This is a genomic window from Allosaccharopolyspora coralli, from assembly GCF_009664835.1.
Lineage (GTDB): Bacteria > Actinomycetota > Actinomycetes > Mycobacteriales > Pseudonocardiaceae > Allosaccharopolyspora > Allosaccharopolyspora coralli.
In genome coordinates, this window is record NZ_CP045929.1 from 463,498 (window position 1) to 487,420 (window position 23,923).

General features: G+C 69.8%; 22 protein-coding genes. 15 read left to right on the forward strand and 7 right to left on the reverse strand.

Annotation, left to right across the window (positions count from 1 at the left end):
• Positions 1–465: 465 nt before the first annotated feature.
• Together GIY23_RS02210 and moeA are read right to left on the reverse strand one after the other, a co-directional pair.
• On the reverse strand, positions 466–2,358 hold the full coding sequence (locus GIY23_RS02210; RefSeq protein WP_228717502.1) for a M48 family metallopeptidase: 1,893 nt from the start codon (positions 2,356–2,358) through the stop codon (positions 466–468).
• A 291-nt stretch (positions 2,359–2,649) separates the two neighbouring features.
• Positions 2,650–3,885, reverse strand: coding sequence for a molybdopterin molybdotransferase MoeA (gene moeA, locus GIY23_RS02215; protein WP_154078548.1), 1,236 nt, complete (start codon positions 3,883–3,885; stop codon positions 2,650–2,652).
• A gap of 125 nt (positions 3,886–4,010) precedes the next feature.
• Here moeA and GIY23_RS02220 point away from each other — a divergent pair, with 125 nt between their 5' ends.
• From GIY23_RS02220 to GIY23_RS02240, 5 genes are all read left to right on the forward strand, one after another.
• Positions 4,011–4,694, forward strand: a complete 684-nt coding sequence (locus tag GIY23_RS02220; RefSeq protein ID WP_154075138.1) for a TIGR00266 family protein — start codon at positions 4,011–4,013, stop codon at positions 4,692–4,694.
• A gap of 197 nt (positions 4,695–4,891) precedes the next feature.
• A complete protein-coding gene (locus tag GIY23_RS02225; protein ID WP_154078549.1) occupies positions 4,892–5,095 on the forward strand; it encodes a cold-shock protein in 204 nt (67 codons plus the stop codon).
• A gap of 110 nt (positions 5,096–5,205) precedes the next feature.
• A complete protein-coding gene (locus GIY23_RS02230; protein ID WP_154075139.1) occupies positions 5,206–6,486 on the forward strand; it encodes a serine/threonine-protein kinase in 1,281 nt (426 codons plus the stop codon).
• Between the two features lie 230 nt (positions 6,487–6,716).
• Positions 6,717–8,357 (forward strand): chaperonin GroEL, encoded by a 1,641-nt coding sequence (groL, locus tag GIY23_RS02235; RefSeq protein ID WP_154075140.1) that lies wholly within the window; start codon positions 6,717–6,719, stop codon positions 8,355–8,357.
• Positions 8,358–8,613: 256 nt separating this feature from the next.
• Positions 8,614–10,647: a beta-N-acetylhexosaminidase family protein gene (locus GIY23_RS02240; protein WP_228717503.1), complete on the forward strand. Its 2,034-nt coding sequence runs from the start codon at positions 8,614–8,616 to the stop codon at positions 10,645–10,647.
• Between the two features lie 89 nt (positions 10,648–10,736).
• Here GIY23_RS02240 and GIY23_RS02245 read toward each other — a convergent pair whose 3' ends face one another.
• Entirely contained in the window at positions 10,737–10,967 is a 231-nt protein-coding gene (locus GIY23_RS02245) for a PspC domain-containing protein (protein WP_154075141.1), read from the reverse strand.
• 86 nt (positions 10,968–11,053) lie between these two features.
• The gene (locus tag GIY23_RS02250; protein WP_154075142.1) at positions 11,054–11,614 is read right to left on the reverse strand and encodes a suppressor of fused domain protein; all 561 of its coding nucleotides are present in this window, start codon (positions 11,612–11,614) and stop codon (positions 11,054–11,056) included.
• Between the two features lie 214 nt (positions 11,615–11,828).
• Here GIY23_RS02250 and GIY23_RS02255 point away from each other — a divergent pair, with 214 nt between their 5' ends.
• The 7 genes from GIY23_RS02255 (at position 11,829) to GIY23_RS02285 (ending at position 20,220) form a co-directional block, all read left to right on the forward strand.
• Positions 11,829–12,707, forward strand: a complete 879-nt coding sequence (locus tag GIY23_RS02255; RefSeq protein ID WP_154075143.1) for an AAA family ATPase — start codon at positions 11,829–11,831, stop codon at positions 12,705–12,707.
• 92 nt (positions 12,708–12,799) lie between these two features.
• On the forward strand, positions 12,800–13,945 hold the full coding sequence (locus GIY23_RS02260; protein WP_154075144.1) for a vWA domain-containing protein: 1,146 nt from the start codon (positions 12,800–12,802) through the stop codon (positions 13,943–13,945).
• Positions 13,938–15,062, forward strand: a complete 1,125-nt coding sequence (locus tag GIY23_RS02265) for an XdhC family protein (protein WP_154075145.1) — start codon at positions 13,938–13,940, stop codon at positions 15,060–15,062. The genes GIY23_RS02260 and GIY23_RS02265 overlap by 8 nt, the downstream gene beginning before the upstream one ends.
• 312 nt (positions 15,063–15,374) lie before the next feature.
• Positions 15,375–15,908 (forward strand): (2Fe-2S)-binding protein, encoded by a 534-nt coding sequence (locus tag GIY23_RS02270; protein ID WP_154075146.1) that lies wholly within the window; start codon positions 15,375–15,377, stop codon positions 15,906–15,908.
• 2 nt (positions 15,909–15,910) lie between these two features.
• Positions 15,911–18,364 carry a xanthine dehydrogenase family protein molybdopterin-binding subunit gene (locus GIY23_RS02275; protein WP_154075147.1) on the forward strand — a complete coding sequence of 818 codons (2,454 nt, stop codon included), beginning with the start codon at positions 15,911–15,913 and terminating at the stop codon, positions 18,362–18,364.
• Complete coding sequence (locus GIY23_RS02280; RefSeq protein WP_154075148.1) at positions 18,361–19,215, forward strand: FAD binding domain-containing protein; 855 nt, start codon at positions 18,361–18,363, stop codon at positions 19,213–19,215. The genes GIY23_RS02275 and GIY23_RS02280 overlap by 4 nt, the downstream gene beginning before the upstream one ends.
• Before the next feature lie 90 nt (positions 19,216–19,305).
• Positions 19,306–20,220, forward strand: a complete 915-nt coding sequence (locus GIY23_RS02285) for an SRPBCC family protein (protein ID WP_323847499.1) — start codon at positions 19,306–19,308, stop codon at positions 20,218–20,220.
• A gap of 72 nt (positions 20,221–20,292) precedes the next feature.
• Here the strand turns inward: GIY23_RS02285 and GIY23_RS02290 are convergent, their stop codons facing one another.
• A complete protein-coding gene (locus GIY23_RS02290) occupies positions 20,293–20,673 on the reverse strand; it encodes an SAM-dependent methyltransferase (protein ID WP_228717671.1) in 381 nt (126 codons plus the stop codon).
• Positions 20,674–21,049: 376 nt separating this feature from the next.
• Between GIY23_RS02290 and GIY23_RS02295 the strand changes: the two genes are divergently transcribed.
• The 3 genes from GIY23_RS02295 to GIY23_RS22755 are packed head-to-tail and all read left to right on the forward strand — an operon-like array spanning position 21,050 to position 21,962.
• Positions 21,050–21,322 carry an AbrB/MazE/SpoVT family DNA-binding domain-containing protein gene (locus tag GIY23_RS02295; protein ID WP_154075150.1) on the forward strand — a complete coding sequence of 91 codons (273 nt, stop codon included), beginning with the start codon at positions 21,050–21,052 and terminating at the stop codon, positions 21,320–21,322.
• A complete protein-coding gene (locus GIY23_RS02300) occupies positions 21,319–21,741 on the forward strand; it encodes a type II toxin-antitoxin system VapC family toxin (RefSeq protein WP_154075151.1) in 423 nt (140 codons plus the stop codon). Before GIY23_RS02295 ends, GIY23_RS02300 begins: the two co-directional genes overlap by 4 nt.
• 11 nt (positions 21,742–21,752) lie before the next feature.
• Positions 21,753–21,962, forward strand: coding sequence for a hypothetical protein (locus GIY23_RS22755; RefSeq protein WP_222850219.1), 210 nt, complete (start codon positions 21,753–21,755; stop codon positions 21,960–21,962).
• Between the two features lie 120 nt (positions 21,963–22,082).
• On the opposite strand, the gene GIY23_RS02310 is transcribed toward GIY23_RS22755, so the two are convergent.
• On the reverse strand, positions 22,083–23,078 hold the full coding sequence (locus GIY23_RS02310; RefSeq protein WP_154075152.1) for an o-succinylbenzoate synthase: 996 nt from the start codon (positions 23,076–23,078) through the stop codon (positions 22,083–22,085).
• A 163-nt stretch (positions 23,079–23,241) separates the two neighbouring features.
• Positions 23,242–23,841, reverse strand: coding sequence for a suppressor of fused domain protein (locus GIY23_RS02315; protein WP_154075153.1), 600 nt, complete (start codon positions 23,839–23,841; stop codon positions 23,242–23,244).
• Positions 23,842–23,923: the final 82 nt, after the last annotated feature.

A 23,923-nucleotide genomic window follows, 5' to 3' on the forward strand; every position in this document is an offset into this window, starting at 1 on the left:
GGCGGGAACGTTGCCCGGCGACCGGAGGTCCGGCCGTCTCCGTACAGCATCGCGGACGCCGCGCGGCCGCGGATCGGAGGGGGAGGGGGTCGCTTGCTCGGACCGCCACGGACTCCCGTCGAACAGGGCTCGATAGAGGCCGAGGCGGCACCGGCGCCCCCGAAGCGCCGGTGCCGCCTCGGCACCACGACCGTCAGGCTCCTCCCCGTTGGCGCCTAACGGCCTCCCCTTTGAATCGGATCCGTGCACCCCCCGACGGCACACGCACCCGGTGTGTCCGGTCCTCCCGCCGGCAAGCGAGGCGAAAGGCCAGACGTCTAATCAGAGGAAAAGGATCTACAGTTCGTTACGCTGGTTCCAGTGTAATTGAGGTCACAGGACTGACGTAGCCGCGAACGGAGGACATTGCGGCCTCAATTACGTCACTCTGTGTTTCGCTCGATGGGACATCGAGGGTCACTCGGTTCAGCTTACGTGATCGTCGAGATCCATGCGGGCGCCCATCAGCTCGCCCAGGCCCTCGTAGGGGGTGCCCCGCTCCTCGGAATCCGGGGTACACCGCAGCTCCAGCTCGGCCGTGTCCTCGCCGAGCACCTCGACCATCTCGGTATCGAGCGTCGACAGTGCGTAGTCGTCCCAGAACAATCGCACCGTCAACGTCCAGCCTCCAGTGCGCTGCTCCCAGTGGGCCGAGGACACGTCCCGGCTGTCGACCCACTGCGCGCCCTCGGCTTCCTGCAGGTCCCGCACCGGCGTCGACAGCAGCTCGGCGAGCTGTTCGTTCTCCTGCTGGCGGGCACTGGCCAACACCCCGGCCAGCAGCCGCTGGGTGGTGCTCGCGCTCGACGGCACCAGCACCAGGCCACGGTCGGTGACCACCAGCTCGAACCGGGAGCCCGCCACCTGCACCGAACTCACCAGCCCGGACGGCACGGGCTCCGGGTCCTCGGCAGGCGGTTGCTTGTGGTGCAACGGCACTCCCATGCCCACCAACGTGCGATGCAGGCCAGGGATGTGCTGCGGATCGACCACGGCGGGGCGCACCAGACCGTCGGGGTCGAGGGGTTGCCCGTTCGCCAGGCGGACCTGTGGCCTGCCACCCCAGTCGTGCACGTGGTGGGCCAGCCCCGCACGGACCAGTGCGTCGACCACCGCGGCGCCGAGCAGCTCGGTCAGCGTGTCCACCGCGGCCTGGTCGACGTTCTCCGGGCTCAGCCCCGGGTTGAGCACCGGGTTCACCAGATCCCGGCCGTTGCCTCGGTGGATCGCCTGGAGCACACCGCCGAGCGCCGGGTCGACCGGTACACCGCTCTGCAGCACCGCCGAACTCAACATCGCCGCCTTGTGGGACGCCTGTTTGTCACCCGCGAGCTTGCCCAGTTCGGGCCACGGCGCGCGGGGTCCGAGGCCGTCGATGAGCAGCTCGTCCTCGAGTGCAGGGACCGTGCGACGCGGCTCCCGCAGCAGTGACCACGCGGGCCGCTCGTCGAGGTTGCGGTTGCCGCCGGGCAGCTTCTTCATCGCCGCGATCCGGCGTGCCGTCGTCGGATGCATGCCTCGGGGGCGTTCCTCCTCGATGGCCTTCTTCGCCCGTTCCGCGAGGTCCTGCTTGCGCGGTGGGTGGTCCAGGAACGAGCGGAATCCGAGCAGCACGTCCGGGGTCCGCTCGGCGCAGTTGGCCATGCTGAGGAACTCGTCGCCGTACTCCCGCCAACCGACCTCGATGGCGGTGGTCTTGCGCAGCGCGGTGATCGCTGCCCGCTTGCCTGCGATCTTCACGGCGATCGCGTCCGCGTCCAGCTCCAAGCTCTGGTTCGCCGCGGAGGCCATCGTCTTGTAAAGCCGCGCGTAGCCGTCGAACAGCCACTTCACGACACCGCCGCTGAGGTCGGTCGAGGTCTGCTCGACGCTGACGGTGGCGCGGTAGCACATCGTGCGCAGCTTGCTCGACTCCGCGAGATGGCCCATCTCGTGGGCCAGCACCGAACGCAGCTCGCTGACGGTGAGTCCGGCGACCAGCGGCAGTCCGATCTCCAGGTAGCTTCGGCGGGATCGCAGGCCGAGCAGCGTCGTGTCCTCGCGCACGCAGGCGTTCGGCTCGGAGGTGATGCGGATTTCGTCCGGTGGCCGGGCACCGGCGTCGTCGGCGATCGACTCGACGTCCTGCCACAGGTCAGGCTGCGCGGCGCGAGTCACCGGAACTCCCCTGGGGCGGACCCGGGAGGCGAGCACCGATCGCAGCGTCAGCCCGACGATCACGGCGACGAGCAGCGCGGCGCAGGCGGCGCGCAGGCCGCTGCCGGGGTCGTAGCGGAACGTCACGAGCGCGATCGCGCCGAGGCCGACGACGAGTGCCACAGGAACGGCGAAGAAGCCTGTGTGTAGGGCCAGTGCCAGTGCGGCTCGGGAGGGGCCACGCAAGGTGAGTTACTCCGGTGGTCTCGATCGTGATCGCGTGGACAGCCTACTTACGCCCAATCGTGTGACGGTAGGGGTGTGTGTCACCGTACCCCCAGGCCCCAGCGCTGACCTGCGACGCGAACCCCGATTCCGCCCCGGGCGCTCCCTCGCCCGCCTCCCAAGCCTGTGGACAACCCCGCACCCCTGTGGATGGCGAGGTGGCAAATTCGCGCGAATTTGCCACCCGGCTCAGTCGAGGAGGAGGGCGGTGACGGAGTCGCCGGGCTCGACGCGGGTCGTGGCCGCCGGGAGGTCGACGAGGCAATCGGCCGTGGCCATCGCCGCCAGCAGGTGCGAACCGGCTCCGCCCGCCCACGACACCGAACCGGAGTCCGGGGCGAACCGGCCTCGGCGGAACTGCCGTTTGCCCTCCGGCGAGTCGGCCGCCTCCGTGGTCGTCGCCCGCACCCGGACCCGCTCACGCACCCGGTGACCGCCACAGGCCCGCAGCGCGGACCGCACGAATACCTCGAACGAGACCATCGAACTCACCGGATTCCCGGGAAGCGTCACCACGGCGACGTTGCGGTACGAGCCCGCGCCCTGCGGCATCCCCGGCTGCACCGCGACCTTCCGGAACTCCACACCCTGACCCTCGAAAGCGTCCTTGACCACCTCGTAGGCGCCTGCGCTGACACCGCCCGAGGTGAGCACGAGATCGGTATCGGCCAGATGTGGTTCGAGCTCGGCCTGGAACTCGGCCACGTCGTCGGGCACGAACCGCAGCAGCCGCGCCTCGGCCCCGGCCTGGCGCACGGCGGCGGCGAGCATCGCCCCGTTCGACTCGTAGATCTGTCCCGGCTGCAACGGGACGCCAGGCGCGACGAGTTCCGAGCCCGTCGAGAGCACCAGCACCCGTGGCGGCCGGTGGACCGCCAGCTCCGCGGCGCCGACCGCGGCGGCGACGCCGATCTGTGAGGCACCCAGCGTCGTGCCGTGGGTGAGTACGACCGTCCCCCTCGCGACGTCGTCCCCGGCGCGGCGCACGTTCGCTCCCGGCGAGGGTTCGCGCTGGATGTGTACCTGCTCGACGCCGCCGTCGGTGAGTTCGACCGGCACCACGCCGTCCGCACCGGGTGGCATCTGCGCGCCGGTCATGATCCGGTGTGCCGTACCGGGGCGCAGCGGCGGATTGTCGACGCGACCGGCGGGGACGTCCTCGGCAACGGGCAGCGCGACGGGGCTGTCTGCTCCCGCGCCCGCGAGGTCCTCGACACGCACCGCGTAGCCGTCCATCGCGGAGTTGTGGAACGGCGGCAGCGGAATCGCCGCGGGCAGATCTTCGGCGAGCGCGAGCCCGAGGCACTCGGCGAGCGGGCGTCGCTCGACGGGGGTGGAGGGGAGCAACGCGGCGACGGTCGCGCGGTGCTCGTCGACGGAGAGCATCGGAGCGGGTGAGTTCGACACACTCCGATGATCGACCATGACGGCCCGCCGTGTCGCCCCGGAGCGCGGCGTCCCGCCGGAACCGCGCCGACGGCGATCCCGCACGTGGCAGACTCCGCTTCGCGGGCGCATCGCCCGGGCCCACAGGATCGTGAGGAGGGATCGTGCAGGTCCGCACCCGCCACACCCCGTCGTACGGGGTCGCCCGGCTCGTGCTCGCGCCGGCCGAGTCGGTCCTGGTGGAATCCGGAGCGATGCTGGCGACGAGCTACGGAGTCGCTGTCGAGGCCAGGGCGCACGGCGGGACGTTCACCTCCCGCGCCCGCGCGGCGTTAGGCGGCGAGTCGGTGAACCAGTCCACCTACACCGCGCCGCAGGCCGGGGGCTGGGTCGACGTCGCCCCGAGCCTGCCGGGGGATCTGTCCGTCCTCGAACTCGACGGTCGGACCGGCTGGTGCGCGACCCGGAGCAACTGGCTGGCGTCCGCGAGCACCGTGCAGCAGGACAGCCAGTGGTCCGGGTTCCGGAACCTCTTCGGCGGTGCGGGAGGGTTCCTCACCCACCTGTCCGGGCAGGGACCGACGGTGGTGAGCTGCTACGGCGCGCTCGACGTGGTGACGTTGCAGCCGGGCGAGTTCGTCACGGTCGACACCGGTCACGTCGTCGCCTACTCGGACGCGATGCAGAGTCGGTTGCGGCAGGTCCATCAGGGCGCGCCGCAGTCGATGAAGAGCGGGGAGGGCCTCGTGTTCGACTTCGCCGGGCCGGGTCGAGTGTGGACGCAGACGCGCGATCCGCGCTCACTTCTCTCGTGGCTGCGCGCACATGGGCCCGGCGTGCGTTCGTGAACCGCCCGTTCTCGGTGCTGTGGCAGCACATTCCCGACGTGCGACGTTCACGCACCGTGGTGGGAAAATACCCGTTCGGCCCAGCGATTTCCGGAAACTTGACCAGCATTGAGGCCCGAGATCCGGTGATTCCTCGGGTAGCGTGTCGTTGCTCGATCGGCGTGCGCGCCGGGTACCACTTTCTTGAGGAGGACGCCGTGGCAGCTGGCACGGTCAAATGGTTCAACTCGGAGAAGGGCTACGGATTCATCGCCACGGACGGTGGGTCCGATGTGTTCGTCCACTACTCCGCGATCGACATGTCTGGTTTCCGCACCCTGGCCGAAGGTGACCGCGTGGAATACGAGGTGACGGCGGGGCGGGACGGCCGCACTCAGGCTGACGGCGTCCGCAAGGTCTGACCCGACGCACGACGGCCCGATTTTCCGCGCTCGACGGGAAATCGGGCCGTTGCTCGTCTCGTCCGCGCAACCCCCGTACGGCGAACCGGCGCGCCGGATAGGCTTCTGGCGTGTCGGAAGACCTCACCGGGCGCCGCCTCGGCCAGTACAAGATCGACGAAGCGCTGGGCAAGGGCGGCATGAGCGTGCTGTACCGCGCGACCGACGTCCGGCTCGGCCGCAAGGTCGCGCTCAAGGTCATGGGTGAACACATCACCGGTGACACCGAGTTCCGCGAGCGGTTCGTCGACGAGGCCCGCAACACCGCGGCCATCGACCACGCCAACGTCGTCCCGCTCTACGACTTCGGTGAGATCGACGGCATGCTCTACATCGCGATGCGGCTGGTCGAGGGATCCGATCTCGCGCACCGGATCTCGGACGGGGCGATCGCGCCGCAGCGCGCGCTGGAGCTGCTCGACCAGATCGCCGGGGCGCTCGACACCTTGCACGAGCAGGGTCTCGTGCATCTCGATCTCAAGCCCGCGAACGTGCTGGTGACCGACAGGGAGGCTGCGGCCGAGCACGTGTACCTCGCGGATTTCGGGCTCACCAGGCGCGGCGCGACTGGGCATCGCACGAGCTCGGGCGATTTCCTCGGGTCGCCCACCTACGCCGCGCCGGAACATCTGCGGGGCGAGCCGGTCGACGGCCGCACCGACCTCTACGCCCTCGCATGCATGCTCTTCGCCTGCCTGACCGGCCGACCGCCGTTCCAGGGGGACGTCCAGCAAGTCATTCAGGGGCATCTGAACACCGAGCCGCCCGCCGTGACCTCGCAGGTGGTGCTGCCGAGCAGCATCGACGACGTGCTGCGAAGGGGGATGGCCAAGCAGGCCGACCGGCGGTACGGGACGTGCAAGGAGCTGCTGGCCGCCGCGCGCACCGCACTGTCGGCGGTGGCGCGGCCGGAGGTGCCACCGCCCGCGCGCCCGACAGGCCCTTCCGCGCCGCAACACCGGACGCCGCCGCAGTACGTCCCGCAGCCGCAGGCGCCACCGCCGCAGGCGGCGGGGTACCGGCCTCCGGGGCCCCAGCCCGGCCCGCCGCAGGGCTACGCCCCGGCTTACCGGCAGTCCCGCCCCTTGCCGCCTCCCGGACAGGACCCGGTGCGGCTGCGCCCGCCGATGCCCGCGCAGTCGGCAGCGCCGCTGGCGAGGCGTTCGTCCGGGAACGCGAGGTGGGTGGTGCCGCTCATGGTCGTGGGGGCGGTCCTCGTTCTCGTCGTGATCTTCATCGTGATGGCCACCTCCGGCGGGTCGGGCTCGTCGAGTCCGGAGCCGTCGTCGTCGTACGAGACCTCGGAGTTCGGGCAGGTCCCGACGGTGGTGCCGACGGTCGGCGGCGGGTGACCCCGGTCGGGTGATCAGCTTGCACTCGCCGACCCGGAGTGCTAGACACGGTATTGGCACTCAGCGAGGTTGAGTGCCAAATGGTCGGGACGGTGAGGCCGTTCCCGTCGGCGCCACACGACGGCGTCGCCGGGCGGTCGTCCGTCGCGGGCACCGCCTGGCCACACGAGTCCTGCCGTGGGTGTGCATTCCACCCCCTCGGCGCCCGACAGGTGGAGGACCACACCGCAATGGCCAAGATGATCGCGTTCGACGAGGAAGCCCGCCGCGGCCTTGAGCGCGGCATGAACACCCTCGCCGACGCCGTCAAGGTGACGCTGGGCCCGAAGGGCCGCAACGTCGTGCTCGAGAAGAAGTGGGGCGCGCCGACCATCACCAACGACGGCGTCTCCATCGCGAAGGAGATCGAGCTCGACGACCCGTGGGAGAAGATCGGGGCCGAGCTCGTCAAGGAGGTCGCGAAGAAGACCGACGACGTCGCCGGTGACGGCACCACGACCGCCACGGTGCTCGCTCAGGCGCTGGTGCGCGAGGGGCTGCGCAACGTCGCGGCCGGTGCCAGCCCGATCGCCCTGAAGCGGGGCATCGAGAAGGCGACCGAGGCGATCGCCGAGCAGCTGCTCAAGAGCGCCAAGGAAATCGAGACCAAGGAGCAGATCGCCGCCACCGCGGGGATCTCCGCCGGTGACCGCCAGATCGGCGACCTCATCGCCGAGTCGATGGACAAGGTCGGCAAGGAAGGCGTCATCACCGTCGAGGAGAGCAACACCTTCGGGCTCGAACTCGAGCTCACCGAGGGCATGCGCTTCGACAAGGGCCTCATCTCCATGTACTTCGCGACCGACACGGAGCGCATGGAGGCCGTCCTCGAGGATCCCTACATCCTGCTGCTGAGCTCCAAGGTCTCCAGCGTCAAGGACCTGCTCCCGCTGCTCGAGCAGGTCATGCAGGCGAACAAGCCGCTGCTGATCATCGCAGAGGACGTCGAGGGCGAGGCCCTGTCGACCCTGGTGGTCAACAAGATCCGCGGCACCTTCAAGTCGGCCGCCGTCAAGGCGCCCGGCTTCGGTGACCGTCGTAAGGCGATGCTGCAGGACATGGCCATCCTCACCGGTGGCCAGGTCATCAGCGAGGAGGTCGGCCTCAAGCTGGACAGCGCCGACCTGAGCCTGCTGGGCCGCGCCCGCAAGGTCGTCGTCACCAAGGACGAGACGACGATCGTCGAGGGTGCCGGTGACGACGAGCAGATCGGCGGCCGGGTCAACGAGATCCGCGCCGAGATCGAGCGTTCGGACTCCGACTACGACCGCGAGAAGCTGCAGGAGCGCCTGGCCAAGCTGGCCGGCGGCGTGGCCGTCATCAAGGCGGGTGCGGCGACCGAGGTCGAGCTCAAGGAGCGCAAGCACCGCATCGAGGACGCGGTGCGCAACGCCAAGGCCGCCGTCGAGGAGGGCATCGTCGCCGGTGGTGGCGTGTCCCTGCTGCACGCTGCGGTGGCCGCGTTCGACGGTCTCAAGCTCGAGGGCGACGAGGCGACGGGCGCCAACAGCGTCCGGCTCGCGGTCGAGGCGCCGCTCAAGCAGATCGCCATCAACGCCGGCCTCGAGGGCGGCGTCGTCGCGGAGAAGGTCAAGGGCCTGACCACCGGCCACGGCCTCAACGCCGCGACCGGTGAGTACGAGGACCTGCTCGCCGCGGGCGTGCTCGACCCGGCGAAGGTGACCCGCTCGGCGCTGCAGAACGCGGCGTCCATCGCGGGCCTGTTCCTCACCACCGAGGCGGTCGTCGCCGACAAGCCGGAGAAGTCCGGCGGCGGCGGTGACGCTGGCGCCGACATGGGCGGCATGGGTGGCATGGGCGGCATGATGTGAGCCCTGCTCCCTGAGAGCACCATCACCGAAGGGCCGTCCCCGTTCGCGGGGGCGGCCTTTCGTCGTGCCCGGCCGGGTGGCAAATTCGCGCGAATTTGCCACCCCTCTGTCCACAGGGGGAGGGAGTTGTCCACAGGGCTGCGACGGTCGTGTGCGGTCACGGCGGGGTGGGGGCCTCCACGCAGGGGCACGGCGTGTTTGACTTTGCTCTGCTGTGGGGAAACGGTGGCTCGAAGTCCAGGTGAGGAGGACGGCCTTGTCGTCAGCACGGAGCGGGCGGGCACCACGCGCGATGATCGCCGCCCTCGTCGGCGTCGCACTGGTCGCCGCGGGGTGCACGGGAGGCGGCGAGCCCGAGGGTGGCGGCGCGTCGCCCACCACCACGACCAGCCCCCGCCCGCAGCTGCCCGAGGGAGAACAGGGCCCGTTGCCGCAGGTGACGCCGCAGCCGCTGGCGATGAACCGCATCGGCGACGACGTCGCGGTACGCGACAAGGTCGAGCTCGTCATCGACCCGATGGTCGCCCCGCAGACCGTCGACCTCGCGTCCCGGCTGCTGGAGGAGGCGGGCGCCGCCGAGGTGATCGTCCGCGCACCGGGTGCGCGCGTCGAGGACGCGACCCTGTCGGTGCGGATCGGGGACCGGGCCGGTGCGACCTCGGCGAAGGAACTGCAGGACCTCGGATTCCCGCTGGCCTCGACCGAACCGGAGAGCTACACGCTCGCCGTGCAGGGTGGCGAGCAGCAGCTGATCACCATCGGCGCGGCCGACCCCGCCGGCGTCCATTACGGGGTGCAGACCCTACGGCAACTCACCTCGGAGGGGCGTATCGCCGGTGCCGGGGTGGTGGACCGGCCGTCGATGCCGCTGCGGGGCACGGTCGAGGGCTTCTACGGCAGCCCGTGGACCCAGCAGGAGCGGCTCGACCAGCTCGCCTTCTACGGCGACATGAAACTGAACACCTACATCTACGCGCCCAAGGACGACCCGTATCACCGCGAACTGTGGCGCGAGCCGTACCCGCCCGCCGAGTTCGGCGAGTTGCAGGAGTTGATCGGCGCGGCCGCGGCGAACTTCGTCAAGTTCACCTTCGCGATCTCGCCGGGCACGTCGATCTGCTACAGCGATCCGGCCGACGTCGCGGCGCTGCAGGGCAAGATGCAGGCCGTCTACGACGCGGGCGTGCGGGACTTCTCCATCGCGCTGGACGACATCACCTACACCCAGTGGAACTGTGCGCAGGACGCGCAGCGCTACGGCGAGCCGTCGCAGGCGTCGGCCGGGCAGGCGCAGGTGGATCTGTTGAACACGGTGCAGACCGAGTTCGTCGAGACGCATCCGGACACCGCCCCGTTGCAGTTCGTGCCGACGGAGTACTCGGATATGGAGGACTCGCCGTACAAGTCGGCGTTGCGCGAGCAGTTGCACCCGGACGTGGTGACGATGTGGACCGGCGACGGGGTGATCCCGGAGTCGGTGACGATCGAGGACGCCCAGCAGGCCGGGCAGGTGTGGGGCCGCGAGTTGTTCTTGTGGGACAACTACCCGGTCAACGACTTCCCGGCCTCGGAGGGCAGGCTGCTCGTCGGCCCGTACGCGAAGCGCGAGCAGGGCCTGCACGAGCACCTCAGCGGGGCCGTGTCGAACCCGATGAACCAGGCCGCGGCGAGCAAGGTCGCCGAGACCGGGTTGGCGGACTTCTCGTGGAACTCTGCGGACTACGACCCGCAGCGCGCGTGGCGTGCGGCCGCGGAGTACCTCGCCGGTGACCGTTTCTCCGCCGAGCGCGCGGGTTTCGAGGCCGACCCGGCGACGGTCGATGCGTTGCTGGTGTTCTTCGACCTCAACTACTTCTCCCCGGTGGCGAACGGCTCGCCGTGGCAGGGACCGGCACCGGAACTGCAGCGACGGATCGACGAGTTCCGGGCGCAGTGGTCGGGTGGCGACCGTGCGGCGGCCCTGGAGGGGTTGCGCGGGTACGCGCGGGCGATCGCCGACGCGCCGGAAGCGATCCGCGCCGGTGCGGACCGCGACTTCACCGCCGATTCGGAGCCGTGGTTGCAGGCGACGGACCTGTGGGGAGCGGCGCTGCTCGCCACGGTCGACGGCTTGCAGGCCAGGGCCGAGGGCAACGAGCCGGGTGCGCAGGCGAAGTTCGCCGAGTCTGCCGAGTTCGCGCAACGGGCAGGGCAGATCGAAACCGTGCCGGGAGAGAACGAGCAGCAGGGACCGGTGCGCCTGGCCGACGGTGTGCTCGACGTGTTCCTCCGCGAGGCCCCCGGGCTGTGATCTTTTCGGAGGCGCGGGGTGACCTGGTTGACGGCGGAGCCGCTGACGTTCCGCTACCCGACCCACCGAGCACACTTCCGCCCAATTCCTCAGTCCGCCTCGGGGACGAGAAGCCAGCAGGCTAGGTAGACGAGCACGCCGGTGCCGAATCCGAGCAGCGTCGCGACGACGAGCAGGATGCGGACGAGGGCGGCGTCGATGCCGAGGAGCTGGGCGGCTCCGCCGCACACGCCGCCGAGCATCCGGTCGGTGCGGCTCCGGCGGAACGTGCGGGCCGGTGTGTTCTGGCTGGTGTTGAGTGGTGTGCTGTAGTCCGACATGCTTCCAGCCTGCGCGTTCCGGCGTTCGGCGAACTCGGGGAAGACCCGGGTCGCGGCCCGGATTCGACCCGCTGCCGGGTCGGGGTTCAGGACCGGCGGTAGAGGTCGGTGAGGTCGACGTCGTGGTGTTCCCATTGGTCGTAGAGCGCGTCGCTGCCCGCGCGGGCGACGAGTTGCGACTCCGGCCGGGTGACCGGAATGAGCGTGATGAGTTGCAGTGCCGGTTCGCCGGCGTACGGCACGATGTCGAAGGTGTCCGCGAGGTACGGGTGCGGCCCGGCGAGCGCCCCGGCGATCTCGGTGTCGGGCAGCAGCGTTCGGTCGTTGACGACGAGTGCCCCGTAGCCGATCCGGCTGCGGCTGCCGACGAGTAGTTCGGCCACCACGGCGACGAGGTGGCGGGCGTGGAGTGCCTGGTCGGCGTGGGCGGTGCAGACGAGTTCCTGAGGCAGGGGCGCTCCGGCGAGGTGGTCGCGCAGCCCGCTGGTGAGCATCGAGACGTGGCTGCCGTCGTGGTGGTCGCAGTGGACCAGGTGGTAGCCGCGATCCCGGGTGCCGTCGGGGCCGGTCGCGTCCCGGCTGTCGGCGCCACGGACCCTGCCGACGTGGTGCTCGATGTGGGCCGGGAATCCGCTGAACCTGCTCATGGCGCCTCGCTCGGGGTCTGCGTGGATGCGCCGCGATCATGCCACGCCGGTGGGCCGCCGGAATGTGGTGAGCGGGCCGAAGCCGCGCGCGATCCCAGCTGGGTCGGCACGCACCCAGATCTCTCGACTGTGGACAGTGTGGACTCTCGCATCGTGGAGATCGCACGCGAGCGCGAAGCGGCGGGAGGGATGACACGTCACTTAGGCTCGGCGTATGGCCGCGTACGAGGTGCAGTCCCCGGACGAGTTGGCGAAGGCGCTCGACGGGACCGGCTACCTGCCCGATCCCGGCATCGCCACCGCCGCGTTCCTCGCGCTGAGCATGCATCGGCCGCTGTTGTGCGAGGGGGAACCGGGTACGGGCAAGACCGCGCTGGCCCAGGCTCTCGCCTCGGCTCTCGACGTCGACCTGATCCGTCTGCAGTGCCACGAGGGGATCGACGCGGCGCAGGCGCTCTACGACTGGGACTTTCCGCGCCAGCTACTGCACCTGCGCACGGTCGAAGCCACCGCCGAGACCGCCCTCGACACCGAAGCCGTCGAATCCTCCCTGTACACCGGCAGATTCCTGCTCGCGCGACCACTGCTGCGCGCCCTTCAGGAAGCACCGTGCGTGCTTCTCGTCGACGAGATCGACCGTGCCGACGACGAGTTCGAGGCGTTCCTGCTCGAAGTGCTCTCCGAGTACAGCGTCAGCATCCCCGAATTCGGGCGGGTGCGCGCCGAGGTGCCGCCGATCGTCGTGCTCACCTCCAACCGCACCCGCGAGGTGCACGACGCGCTGAAACGGCGCTGCCTGTACCACTGGCTCGAACATCCCGACCTCGACCGGGAGGTCGCGATCCTGCGACGCAGACTGCCCGGCCTCGACGAGCGGCTGGCGCGGCAGGTCGCCGCCGCGGTGCGCCGAATGCGGGAGCTGCCGCTGCTCAAGCCCCCCGGCGTCGCCGAGGCCATCGACTGGGCTCAGGCGTTGCTGGCCCTCGGCGAAGGCACGTGGGACGTCGACCTCGCGGCGAGGACGCTCGGCGCCGTCCTGAAGTACCGCGAGGACGCCGACCGGGTGCACGCTGCCGGCGCCCTCGACATCTGAAAGGGCATCTGGGAACTTGTCGACGGCGGTACGCGACCACCACCGCAGACCAAGGGCAGTTTCTGAGCGGTGCGAACGTGCACAATGGAGGTGTGGACCACACGCTGCGCGGACTGGTGGGGTTCGCCCGAGCCCTGCGAAACTCGGGCATGCATTGCGGGCCCGGCCGGGTGCAGGCGTTCCTGACCGCGACCGAGCAGCTCGACCTCGCCGACCGGGCGCAGCTCTACTGGGCGGGCAGGCTCACGCTCTGCGCCGACCCGGAGGACCTGCCCCTCTACGACGCCGCCTTCGACTCGTGGTTCGTGGCCCCGGGCGACGGCCCCTCCGCACGCCCTCCGCGTCGTGAGCCCACGCGACGTCGCTCCCGCACTGCGCTGCTCGCCGATACCGACGGGGAGCGCGAGACCGGTGATGCCGAGGAGCTTTCCGTCGCCGCCAGCGAAGCCGAGGTGCTCCGGCGCCGCGACCTCGCCGATCTCGGTGCGGCCGAACGCGAACACCTTCGCCACCTGCTCGCGGAGCTCGACGTGCGCCCTCCGCGACGTCGTGGCCTGCGGCAACGCCCGGCACCGCGCGGCACCCTGGATCCGCGAGCGACGCTGCGCGCACTCGTCGCCTCCGGTGGGGAACCGGTGCGGCTGCCGAAACGGTCCCACGCCACCCGAGCCCGTCGTGTCGTGCTGCTCGTCGACGTGTCCGGCTCGATGGAGCCGTATGCCGACGCGCTGCTGCGGTTCGCCCACGTCGTGGCGCGCCGCGCCCCCGCGAGCACGGAGGTCGTCACGCTCGGCACGCGCATGACCCGCGTCAGCAGGCAGCTGCGGCAACGTGACGCCGACAGGGCGCTGGCCGCGGCTTCTCGCGTCGTGCCCGACTTCTCCGGCGGTACCAGGCTGGGTGAGACTCTGCGCGCGTTCCTGGACCGGTGGGGCCAACGCGGACTCGCGCGTCGCGCCGTCGTCGTGCTGTTCTCCGACGGTTGGGAACGCGGCGACCCGACGCTGCTCGGCGAGCAGATGCATCGGCTGCATCGTCTGGCGCACGCCGTAGTGTGGGCCAACCCGCATGCGGGCAACGACGACTACCGACCCGTGCAGTCCGGCATCCGCGAGGCCCTGCCGTGGGTCGACCGGTTCGTCGCCGGACACAGCCTCGAGGCTCTGCGCGAGGTGTGGCGAACAGTGCTCGACCTCGCCGGGTCGAGTCCCGCGCGATCGGAGGTGCGCAGTGCGTGACGTCTTCGAGCAGGTGATCCAGCGGTGGCGAGCGGGCGAAGCGGTCGGGATCGGGACAGTGGTCGCCACCTTCCATTCCGCCCCTCGGCCCGCCGGGGCGGCGATGCTCGTGACGGAGACCGGTGAGGCCGTCGGCAGCGTTTCCGGTGGCTGCGTCGAAGGTGCCGTCTACGACGAAGCGACCGCCGTGCTCGAGGGCGACGGTGCCCGGATGCAGCGTTACGGCGTCAGCGACGACGACGCCTTCGCGGTCGGACTCACCTGCGGCGGCATTCTCGACGTGTTCGTCGAACGCGTCGACGCGGCGGGCTTTCCCGATCTCGACCGGGTCGCCGACTCCGTGCGAGCCGACGAGCCCGTCGCCGTCGCCACGATCGTCGAGCACCCCGACGCCGACAACGTCGGCTCGCATCTCGTGATCTGGCCGGACGACGTCGGCGAGGCGCGCGGCGCGTTCGGGTCCGAACGCGTCCGGGACGCCGTCGTCGACGACGCCCGGGGGATGCTCGCCGCGGGACGAACCGGTGTTCTGGAGTACGGGCCCGAAGGGCAACGGCGCGGCGAAGGACTCCGGGTGTTCGTCAACTCCTTCGAACCCGCGCCCCGCATGCTCGTGTTCGGCGCCATCGACTTCGCCGCCGCGATGGCGCGGATGGGCGGTTTTCTCGGCTACCGAGTCACCGTCTGCGACGCACGACCCGTCTTCGCCACGCGGAGTCGCTTCCCTGAGGTCGACGACGTCGTCGTCGACTGGCCGCACCGCTACCTCACCGCCGAACGCGACGCCGGGCGGCTCGACGGCCGCACCGCGGTCCTCGTCCTCACCCACGACCCGAAGTTCGACGTGCCCGTGCTCAGCGTCGCGCTCCGCGAGCGACTCGCGTACGTCGGTGCCATGGGCTCCCGACGGACCCACGACGACCGGATCAAACGTCTCCGCGAGGACGGTCTGGACGACGGGGAGCTCGACCGTCTCGCGTCACCGGTCGGTCTCGACCTCGGCGCTCGCACACCGGAAGAGACCGCGGTGTCCATCGCGGCGGAGCTCATCGCCCAGCGGTGGGGTGGCCACGGCACTCCGCTCACCGCCACCTCCGGCCCGATCCACGGCAGCTGACCACGAGGCGAACGGCACTTTCGCCTCGTGAGACGAGGCGAGCGTGCCGTTCGCACCGAACTCGCCGATGGAGCGAACGGCACTTTCGCCTCGTCTGGTGGGGCGAAAGTGCCGTTCGCCTCGGAGCTTGGTGGTGATCTGTCTCACACCCGGCGTGTGATCGCGGAGGGTGTGCGGGTTGTCGCTCGCTGTGGATCTTTCGTGCGCTTGCTGGTTCGGCGTGCGCGTAGGACGCTGCTGGATATGTGACGACAGTCACCTGGCTCAGCCTGTCCCTGATCGTCTCGCCGTGTCCGGCCCGAGGAGGGCACCATGCCGCGCATCACCGTCAACGTCGACGGCTCGTCCTACACCGACGACGTCCAGCCGCGCACGCTGCTCGTGCAATACCTTCGCGAGCAGCTGGGCAAGGTCGGAACCGTCGTCGGTTGCGACACCAGTAACTGCGGAGCCTGCACCGTCCACATGGACGGGCACAGCGTGAAATCGTGCTCCGTGCTCGCAGTCCAGGCCGACGGCCACGACGTCACCACCGTCGAAGGTCTCGCCCGCGACGGACAATTGCATCCGATGCAGGAAGCCTTCCACGACAACCATGCCTTGCAGTGCGGGTTCTGCACGCCCGGGATGATCATGCAGGCGCTCGACCTGCTTGCCGACAATCCCGAGCCCGACGACGAGCAGGTTCGCGAGGGCCTCGAAGGAAACTTGTGCCGCTGCACCGGTTACCAGAACATCGTCAACGCCGTGCAGGACGCCGCCCAGCGCATGCAGCCCGGTGCCGGTCCGCCGATGGAGCAAGCCCAGGAGACCAGCACCAGGACACACGTGGCAGGAGGTCAGTAGGCATGACATCCACACTCGAACCGGAACTCGGTCGCGCGCGCAAGCGCAAGGAGGACGCTCGTCTGATCACGGGGCGGACGCACTGGACCGACAACATGACGCTGCCGGGGATGCTGCATCTGGCGATTCTGCGCAGCCCGGTCGCGCACGCCACGATCTCCTCCATCGACACCGAGGAAGCCCGCCGCATGTCCGGTGTCCAAGCGGTGATCACGGGCCGCGACATCGCCGACGAACAGGGCTCGCTGCCCTGCGCGTGGCCGATCACCGAGGACATGAAGGCGCCGAACGCGCCGCCGCTGGCCGTCGACGCAGTGCACTTCGCCGGTGAAGCCGTCGCGATCGTCGCGGCCCGCAGCGCCGCCGAGGCCCGGGACGCGCTCGACATGATCGACGTCGACTACGAGGATCTGCCCGTCGTCCTGGACATGGAGCAGGCGATCGCCGCCGACTCGCCGCTGGTACACGACGATCTCGGAACCAACAGCAGCGCCACCTGGTCCTTCGACTCGGCCGAGGCGGAAACCGGCGGGGACGTCGAGCAGGCGCTGTCCTCGGCCGAGGTTCGCGTCGACCGGACCTTCCGGCAGCAGCGCCTCATTCCGGCGTTCATGGAACCCCGCTCGGTGGTCGTCGACCCGACCGGGGATCAGACGACGATGTGGTCGGCCACCCAGGTGCCGCACATCCTGCGGCTGATGCTCGCGATGACGCTGGGCGTGCCGGAGCACAAGATTCGCGTCATCGCGCCCGACGTCGGCGGTGGCTTCGGCGGCAAGTTGCAGGTGACGCCGGAGGAGGTTCTCGCCTTCGTCCTCGCCCGCAAACTCAACCGTCCGGTGAAGTGGACCGAGACCCGTTCCGAGACGATGGTCTCCGGGCACCACGGGCGCGACCAGATCCAGAAGCTGTCGATGTCGGCCACCAGGGACGGCACGATCACCGGGCTCAAGGTCGAGCTGCTCGCCGACATGGGCGCCTATCTGCGGCTGGTCACTCCGGGCGTGCCGATCCTGGGTGCGCTGATGTTCAACTCGATCTACAAGATCCCCGCGTACCACTTCACGTGCACCAACGTGTTCACGAACAAGACCCCCACCGACGCCTATCGAGGTGCTGGGCGGCCCGAGGCGACGTTCGGGATCGAGCGGATGATGGACGAGCTCGCCGCCGAGCTCGGGATGGATCCGATGGAGGTGCGGCGCAAGAACTGGATCAACAACGACGAGTTCCCGTACACCACCGTCGCCGGACTCACCTACGACAGCGGAAACTACGAAGCCGCCACCGACAAGGCGATGGAGATGTTCGGCTATCAGGCTCTGCGTGCCGAGCAGGAGGAGCGGCGGCGGATGAACGACCCGGTGCAGCTGGGCATCGGGGTCTCCACGTTCACCGAGATGTGCGGGCTCGCACCGTCCCGGGTGCTGGGCTCGCTGTCGTACGGCGCGGGCGGTTGGGAACACGCCTCGGTGCGGATGCTGCCCACCGGCAAGGTCGAGGTGGTCACCGGGGTGTCGCCGCACGGTCAGGGCCACGAGACGGCGTGGAGCCAAATCGTCGCCGACCGCCTGGGCGTTCCGTTCGACGACGTCGAGATCGTGCACGGCGACACCCAGAGTTCGCCGCGTGGGCTCGACACCTACGGCTCGCGCTCGCTCGCGGTCGGGGGTATGGCGGTCGTCTCGGCCGCGGACAAAGTGATCGAGAAAGCGAAGAAGGTCGCCGCGCACATGCTCGAATGCTCCGAGGACGACCTGGAGTTCGAACAGGGCCGACTCGGCGTGCGCGGAACGGACAAAGGCGTCGGGATCGGTGAGTGCGCGTTGGCGGTGTTCACCGCGCACGATCTGCCGGACGGGATGGAGCCGAGCCTGGACGCCGACGCCACGTTCGACCCCGAGAACTTCTCGTTCCCGCACGGCACTCACTTGTGTGCGACCGAAGTGGACACCGAGACGGGACGAGTGCGGGTCCGTTCGTACGTCTGCGTCGACGACGTCGGTGCCGTGGTCAACCCGCTCATCGTGGAAGGACAGGTCCACGGTGGACTCGCGCAGGGAATCGCGCAGGCGCTGTTCGAGGAGGCGGTGCACGACTCGGAGGGCACCCTCACGACGGCGACGCTGGCGGATTACCTGGTCCCGTCGGCGGCGGACCTCCCGCGCTACGAGACGGGACTGACCGAGACGAAGGCGACGACGAACGCGCTCGGCGTCAAGGGAGTGGGCGAGGCGGGCACCATCGCCTCGACACCGGCCGTGGTCAACGCCGTCGTCGACTCGATACGGCATCTCGGTGTCAACGACGTCGAGATGCCCTGCTCGCCGCAACGTGTCTGGCGCGCAGCACAAGGACGGCGCGCTTCGGGCGCCGAAGCCGCCGAAGCGGGCGGCGGACTCGGATCGATGGGTGGCAGTGGCGGATTCGCCACAGGACAAGGAGGTTCCCGGTGATACCCGCCGCGTTCGACTACGTAGCACCGTCCACAGTGGAAGAAGCATTGTCCGCGCTGGGCCAAGCCGGGGACGATGCGAAAGTGCTCGCCGGCGGCCAGAGTCTGATGCCGGTTCTCCGAATGCGGCTCGCCGACCCGCAACTGGTCGTCGACCTAGGCAAGATCGGGGAGATGAACGGCATCCGCGAAGACGGCGACTCGCTCGTCATCGGTGCGATGACCACTCACCACGAGGTCATGCGGGACCGGCTCGTCCAAGAGCACGCCTCGCTGATCACGTTGGCCACGCGCACCGTCGCGGACCCGCAGGTCCGTCATCGGGGGACCTTCGGTGGTTCGATCGCGCACGCCGACCCGGCGGGGGACACGCTGGCCCCGGCGCTGGCGTTGGACGCCGAGATGGTGGTCGCGAGTGCCGATGGACGACGCAGTGTTCCCGCCGCCGAGTTCTTCCAGGACTACTTCACCACCGCGATCGGCCCCGAGGAACTCCTCGTCGAGGTGCGGATTCCGAAGTGGACCGGGTGGGGTGCCCACTACGAGAAGTTCAACCGCGTCGCGCAGGCGTGGTCGATGGTCGGCGTGGCCGCCGCCATCCGGGTCTCCGGCGGGGCGATCGCCGAGGCTCGGATCGCGCTCACCAACATGGGCCCGACGCCGATCCGGGCCACCGGGGTCGAGCAGGCGCTCGTGGGGCAGTCGCCCACCTCGGAGAGTGTGCGGTCCGCGGCACGGCACGCCACCGAGGGCACCAGCCCCACGGCGGACGCCAGTGCCGACGTGGACTACCGCGAGCATCTCGCCGAGGTGCTCACCGGCAGGGCGGTGATCGCCGCCTCCGGCGTGTGACATCGGGTGGGGGCTTTCCTCCGGGAGAGCCCCGCTCGCTGTCCACAGTGCTCTCAGTCGGCCCGGATCAGGGAGGACTCACCAGTGCAGATGCAGCACAACTTCAGCGTCGGTGTCCCGATCGACGTGGCATGGTCGGCGTTGCTGGATCCCGAGCGGGTGGCGCCCTGCATGCCCGGTGCCAAGCTCACCAAGTCCGAGGGCCACGAGTTCGCCGGCTCGGTGAAGGTCAAGCTCGGCCCGATCTCGTTGCAGTACAAGGGAACCGGATCGTTCACCGAGGTCGACGAGACGGCGCGCCGGGTCGTCATCGACGCCAGTGGCAAGGACGCGCGCGGGGCGGGAACGGCGGCCGCCACGGTGACCGCCGCGCTCACCGACCACGGCGAGGCGACGGCCGTGCGGGTCGACACGGACCTCAAGGTCACCGGCAAACCGGCGCAGCTCGGCAGGGGCCTGATCTCGGAGGTCGGTGGCCGCATCCTGGACCAGTTCGCCTCGTGTCTCGCGGACCGCCTCGCCGGTGAGCAGTCGGGTGCCCGCGAGGCGATCGAGCCGACGGCCGCCGCGGCCGCGAGTACCGGTGCCGCCTCGTCCGGCAAGACCGCCAGTGACCGGGTCGCCGACAACGGCAGCGTCGACGGTGAGGAGGCTGCCGCGGCGGCGCGGCATCCCTCGCGGAGTACCGGGGGCAGGCCGGGATGGCGGGTGACGCAGCCGGAAGGCACCGAGGTCGGCCACACCGAGGTCGTCGCCGCCGACACCGTGGACGAGACCGGGACTTCCGGCAGCGGCCAGCAGGAGCCACAGCCACCGAGGTATCAGGAGCCGGTCGCGCCCGCGCCGGAAGCACCGTCGACCGACCCGATCGACCTGCTCGACACCGCCGGGTATCCGGTGCTCAAGCGAGCCGCCCCGATCGTGGCCGGAGTCCTGGCAGTGGTGTTGCTGCGCAGCCTCGTCCGCCGCCGCAAACGCCGCCGAGTAGAGGCATGCGGGGGTTGATCTGCGTGGGTGGTTGGGTGGCGGAACCTCACCTCGCGGCTGGCTGCGGGATCGTCGACATCGAGTAGCGACCTAGACCACGTCGACGCTGTCGTCGCCAGCCACGAGGTGAGAACCCGCGGGGGGCCGGTCTGCGTAGGTCAGCAGCCGCGCAGCTGCGTCGAGGACGACGTCGACCTGGGTGACATCGGCTTCGATGATGGTGAGGTGTTCGTTGTCGCCGAGCAGGTTGCGCGCGTGGTGGCAGGCGATGACCTCCCAGTCCACATGGGCCACCCGGGCGACGGGGTTGTGGCGGTGGGCGATCTCGTGGACGTTGCCGACCGTGGGGACCCCGGAGCCCAGGTCGAGGAACTGGTCATTACCGTCCTCGGTGACCAGGTGCTGCACCGCGCCGCCGAGGAAGCTTCGGTTGGCTTGGCAGTAGTCGCGTTCGGTAGGGGCCACGCGCAGTCTTGTTCGGCCGTGTCGCGGTCGATGGCGAAGTTGGCGGGCCCGCCGAGTTGGTAGTCATACATCCGCGCATGTTCGGACGGGTCCAGTCGACCTCGGGCAACCCGGCTAGCGGACCGATAACGAGGTTCTCGTGGGGGGGGGCTCCTAGGGCTGGGCAGCGGTTTCGCGCTCGTCGGTCATGACTGGGCTCCTCCAACTACTGCGCAGGCTCCGGGGACGGACACGAGCAAACCTACGTCCTCGGCAGCAACAGCGAACAGCTCACGACACTGCGGCCTGGCCAGCAACGATTCTCGCTAGCGTTCAATCCGTCACGGATCTTCCCCAGCCTCCAGTACAACAGGTCGCTTGACTTGTCACGTAGCATGAAGTCATGACAAGCGCAAGCGTGAAGATGAACGCCCAGGGTCGTGTGTCACTGGTTGCCGATATCCGCAACGCGCTGCACATCACGACTGACACGGACCTGGTGGAATACATCGAGGACGGCCGGGTCGTCATCGAGTCGAAGGCGAACCTGATGCGCCGGATCCAACGCGACGCCACCGCAAGCGACAGCGGCACCGGCTCGGTGACCGACGAGTTGATCCGTGACCGCCGTGCCGAGGCCGCGGCCGAGCGTGCCGAGACGGAGCCGAACGCATGAGCGTCGTGTTCGACGCCAGCGCGCTGATGGCATGGATCTACTCCGAACCCGGAGCCGACGTCGTCGCCGAGTCTCTCGCCGACGAGTCAACGACGATCTCGGCGGTGAACTGGTCCGAGGTGCTGCAGAAGATCGACGCACGCGGCGGGGACGCCGACCAGCTCGGCGAGCGCATCCTCGCCCTCGGAGTGTCCGTCGCAGCCTTCGACTCCGCCGAGGCCCGCGCGGCCGCACGGCTCTACCCGGCCACCCGCACCGCCGGCCTCTCCCTCGGTGACCGCGCCTGCCTCGCCCTCGCCCAGCGTCTCGACCACACCGCACTGACCGCCGACACCGCCTGGACCCGGATCCCCAAGACCACCGGCGTGACCGTCGAACTGATCCGCGACCCGCACCACCGGAGCGCGGCAGGCGTGTAAAGGGTTTCGTTATGCCTGTTCGTCGTCGGGACGCCCGAGTCGGGCGAGCGGCGTGGCGGGCGCGAGCGCTGCTTCTACGTCGATTTCGGGATTGGTGGTGCGCAGCAGGTCGGCACGCCAGCCGCGACTACTCGATCACCGATCTCACCGAGCTGTTCTCCGTCTCCCGTCCGACCGTGCACCGCACCCTGCAGCAAGGCGAGGACGGGCAAGCCCGCTGACCTGCGATCAAGAGCTAGCGTTCAGTTTCTCCCGGTTCTTCCCCAGACCCGGAGAAAGCGATCCCGCAGCGAGGGGCCGCCACCCGACCCACCGACCAAGACCTTCTGTCGGACGCCTTCCTACGCAGCGGCTTCGCGTAGGAGAGCGTCGACGCGTTGCAGCCGGTCGAGCCAGCGTCGTTGGGTCCTCGCCTGGGGCGTGGCGGCGGCGACGAGCGTCGGGTCCGGTGCCGGTGCCTGCCGCGGCACCGACAACCGCCCGTCGACGGGAACGAAGGAATCGGCCACGACGTCACCGTCGAGCAGTGCCGTCGTGCCGAGTCCGCACGCGAACGGCAGCTCAGGCAACGTCCCCGCGAGCGCGAGCTGCGCGGCGAGACCGACGCTGGTCTCCACCGCCGACGACACCACGCACGGCAATCCGGACGCTTCGGCGACCTCGAGGGCCTTGTGCACTCCGCCGAGCGGTGCGGCCTTGATGACCGCGACGTCGGCCGCTCCGGCGACGGCGACGCGGAGCGGGTCGTCGGCGTGGCGGATCGATTCGTCCGCTGCGATCCGGACGTCCACGCGACGCCGCACCTCGGCGAGATCGTCGATCGTCGGACAGGGCTGCTCGACGTACTCGAGTTCACCCGCAGCACGCGCAAGCTCCCGAATGCGAGTCACTGCGGTGTCGACGTCCCACGCGGCGTTCGCGTCCACCCGGATTGCACCGGCGAGACCGAGCGCGTCGCGCACCGCGCGGACCCGTTCCACGTCGTCGGCGGCGGTCTGGCCTCGCTCGGCGACCTTCACCTTCGCCGTCGAACAGCCCGACGAGGTGACGACACGATGCGCCGTCGCTGCGTCGACGGCGGGAACGGTGCAGTTCACCGGCACGCTCTGGCGGACCGGCTCGGGCCAGGGGACGGTGCAGGATTCCAGCGCCGCCGTGAGCCACGGCACGGACTCGGCGTCGGAGTAGTCCTCGAACGGGCAGAACTCGCCCCATCCGGCGGGGCCGTTGAGCAGCACTCCCGTGCGGTAGTCGATGCCTCGGAACCTGCTGCGCATCGGCAGCACGTACACGCGCACCGCGTCGAGGTCCGCCAGGTCGATGAGCTCACGCGCCATGCCTCGATCCTCGCAGCCACTCCCGTCCTCGCCGACCGGGCGGGAGACTCGTAGGTGCTGTCGTCGTGTCGTGTCAGCCGCGGAGCCGCTGAGCGGTCACCACGTGCGCAGCTCGACCGCCACCCGACCCACCGAGCAAGACCACCTGCCCCGAACTGAGTTCTCAGACGACGCTGGGGCGGCCGAGGTCGAAGACGTCCACCTCGAACCGCGCCCACTGCTGGCGCAGCGCGGTCACCCCGTGGTCGAGCACGTAGTTGACCTCGCCGAGCGTCACCGGCAGCAGCGTGAACACCTGGAGCTGCTCGACACCACCGGGGTCGGTGAACCGGGTGAACTCCGGCGGGAACAGCGGGTGGCCTCCCGCGAGCACGCCGTGGAACTCCGTGCCCGGCAGCAGCACGTCCCGGTTCGGCACCATCTGGTCCGGGACGAGGTGGCTGCGCTGGGTGACGAGCAGTTCGGCCGTGACGTCCACGAGGTACCGCGCGGCGGCGGCCTGTTCCTTGTAGACGGTGCAGGCGAGTTCCTGGGCGGGATCGGCGCCGATGGCCTGGAAGCGGAGTCCGGAGCTGATCACCGAGGTCAGGTGGTAGTCGTCGAGCTCGAAGAAGACCAGGCCGTAGCCCCGGTTGTCGCCGCGCACGTTCGGCGGTTCGGCGCCGGTGGGGCGCCCCGCGTGCTGTTCGAGGTTCTCCGCCAGGCCGACGAACCGGTGCGCACCGCCGCCAACCGCGGTGAGGGGCTGCTTGTCGGTCGTCATCCGATCTCCCGTGCCTGCGACTGCCCCGTCACGTTAACCGGTTCGGGGGTTGCATGGACACAAATGTGTCACTCTCAGCATA

Bases quoted from the DNA above. Each gene is read 5' to 3' on its own strand.
- moeA (WP_154078548.1), bottom strand. From the start codon at position 3,885: ATGGTCGATCATCGGAGTGTGTCGAACTCACCCGCTCCGATGCTCTCC.
- GIY23_RS02255 (WP_154075143.1), top strand. From the start codon at position 11,829: ATGGCCGCGTACGAGGTGCAGTCCCCGGACGAGTTGGCGAAGGCGCTC.
- GIY23_RS02245 (WP_154075141.1), bottom strand. From the start codon at position 10,967: ATGTCGGACTACAGCACACCACTCAACACCAGCCAGAACACACCGGCC.
- GIY23_RS02270 (WP_154075146.1), top strand. From the start codon at position 15,375: ATGCCGCGCATCACCGTCAACGTCGACGGCTCGTCCTACACCGACGAC.
- GIY23_RS02285 (WP_323847499.1), top strand. From the start codon at position 19,306: ATGCAGCACAACTTCAGCGTCGGTGTCCCGATCGACGTGGCATGGTCG.
- GIY23_RS02310 (WP_154075152.1), bottom strand. From the start codon at position 23,078: ATGGCGCGTGAGCTCATCGACCTGGCGGACCTCGACGCGGTGCGCGTG.
- GIY23_RS22755 (WP_222850219.1), top strand. From the start codon at position 21,753: ATGCCTGTTCGTCGTCGGGACGCCCGAGTCGGGCGAGCGGCGTGGCGG.
- GIY23_RS02295 (WP_154075150.1), top strand. From the start codon at position 21,050: ATGACAAGCGCAAGCGTGAAGATGAACGCCCAGGGTCGTGTGTCACTG.
- groL (WP_154075140.1), top strand. From the start codon at position 6,717: ATGGCCAAGATGATCGCGTTCGACGAGGAAGCCCGCCGCGGCCTTGAG.
- GIY23_RS02315 (WP_154075153.1), bottom strand. From the start codon at position 23,841: ATGACGACCGACAAGCAGCCCCTCACCGCGGTTGGCGGCGGTGCGCAC.
- GIY23_RS02250 (WP_154075142.1), bottom strand. From the start codon at position 11,614: ATGAGCAGGTTCAGCGGATTCCCGGCCCACATCGAGCACCACGTCGGC.
- GIY23_RS02275 (WP_154075147.1), top strand. From the start codon at position 15,911: ATGACATCCACACTCGAACCGGAACTCGGTCGCGCGCGCAAGCGCAAG.
- GIY23_RS02300 (WP_154075151.1), top strand. From the start codon at position 21,319: ATGAGCGTCGTGTTCGACGCCAGCGCGCTGATGGCATGGATCTACTCC.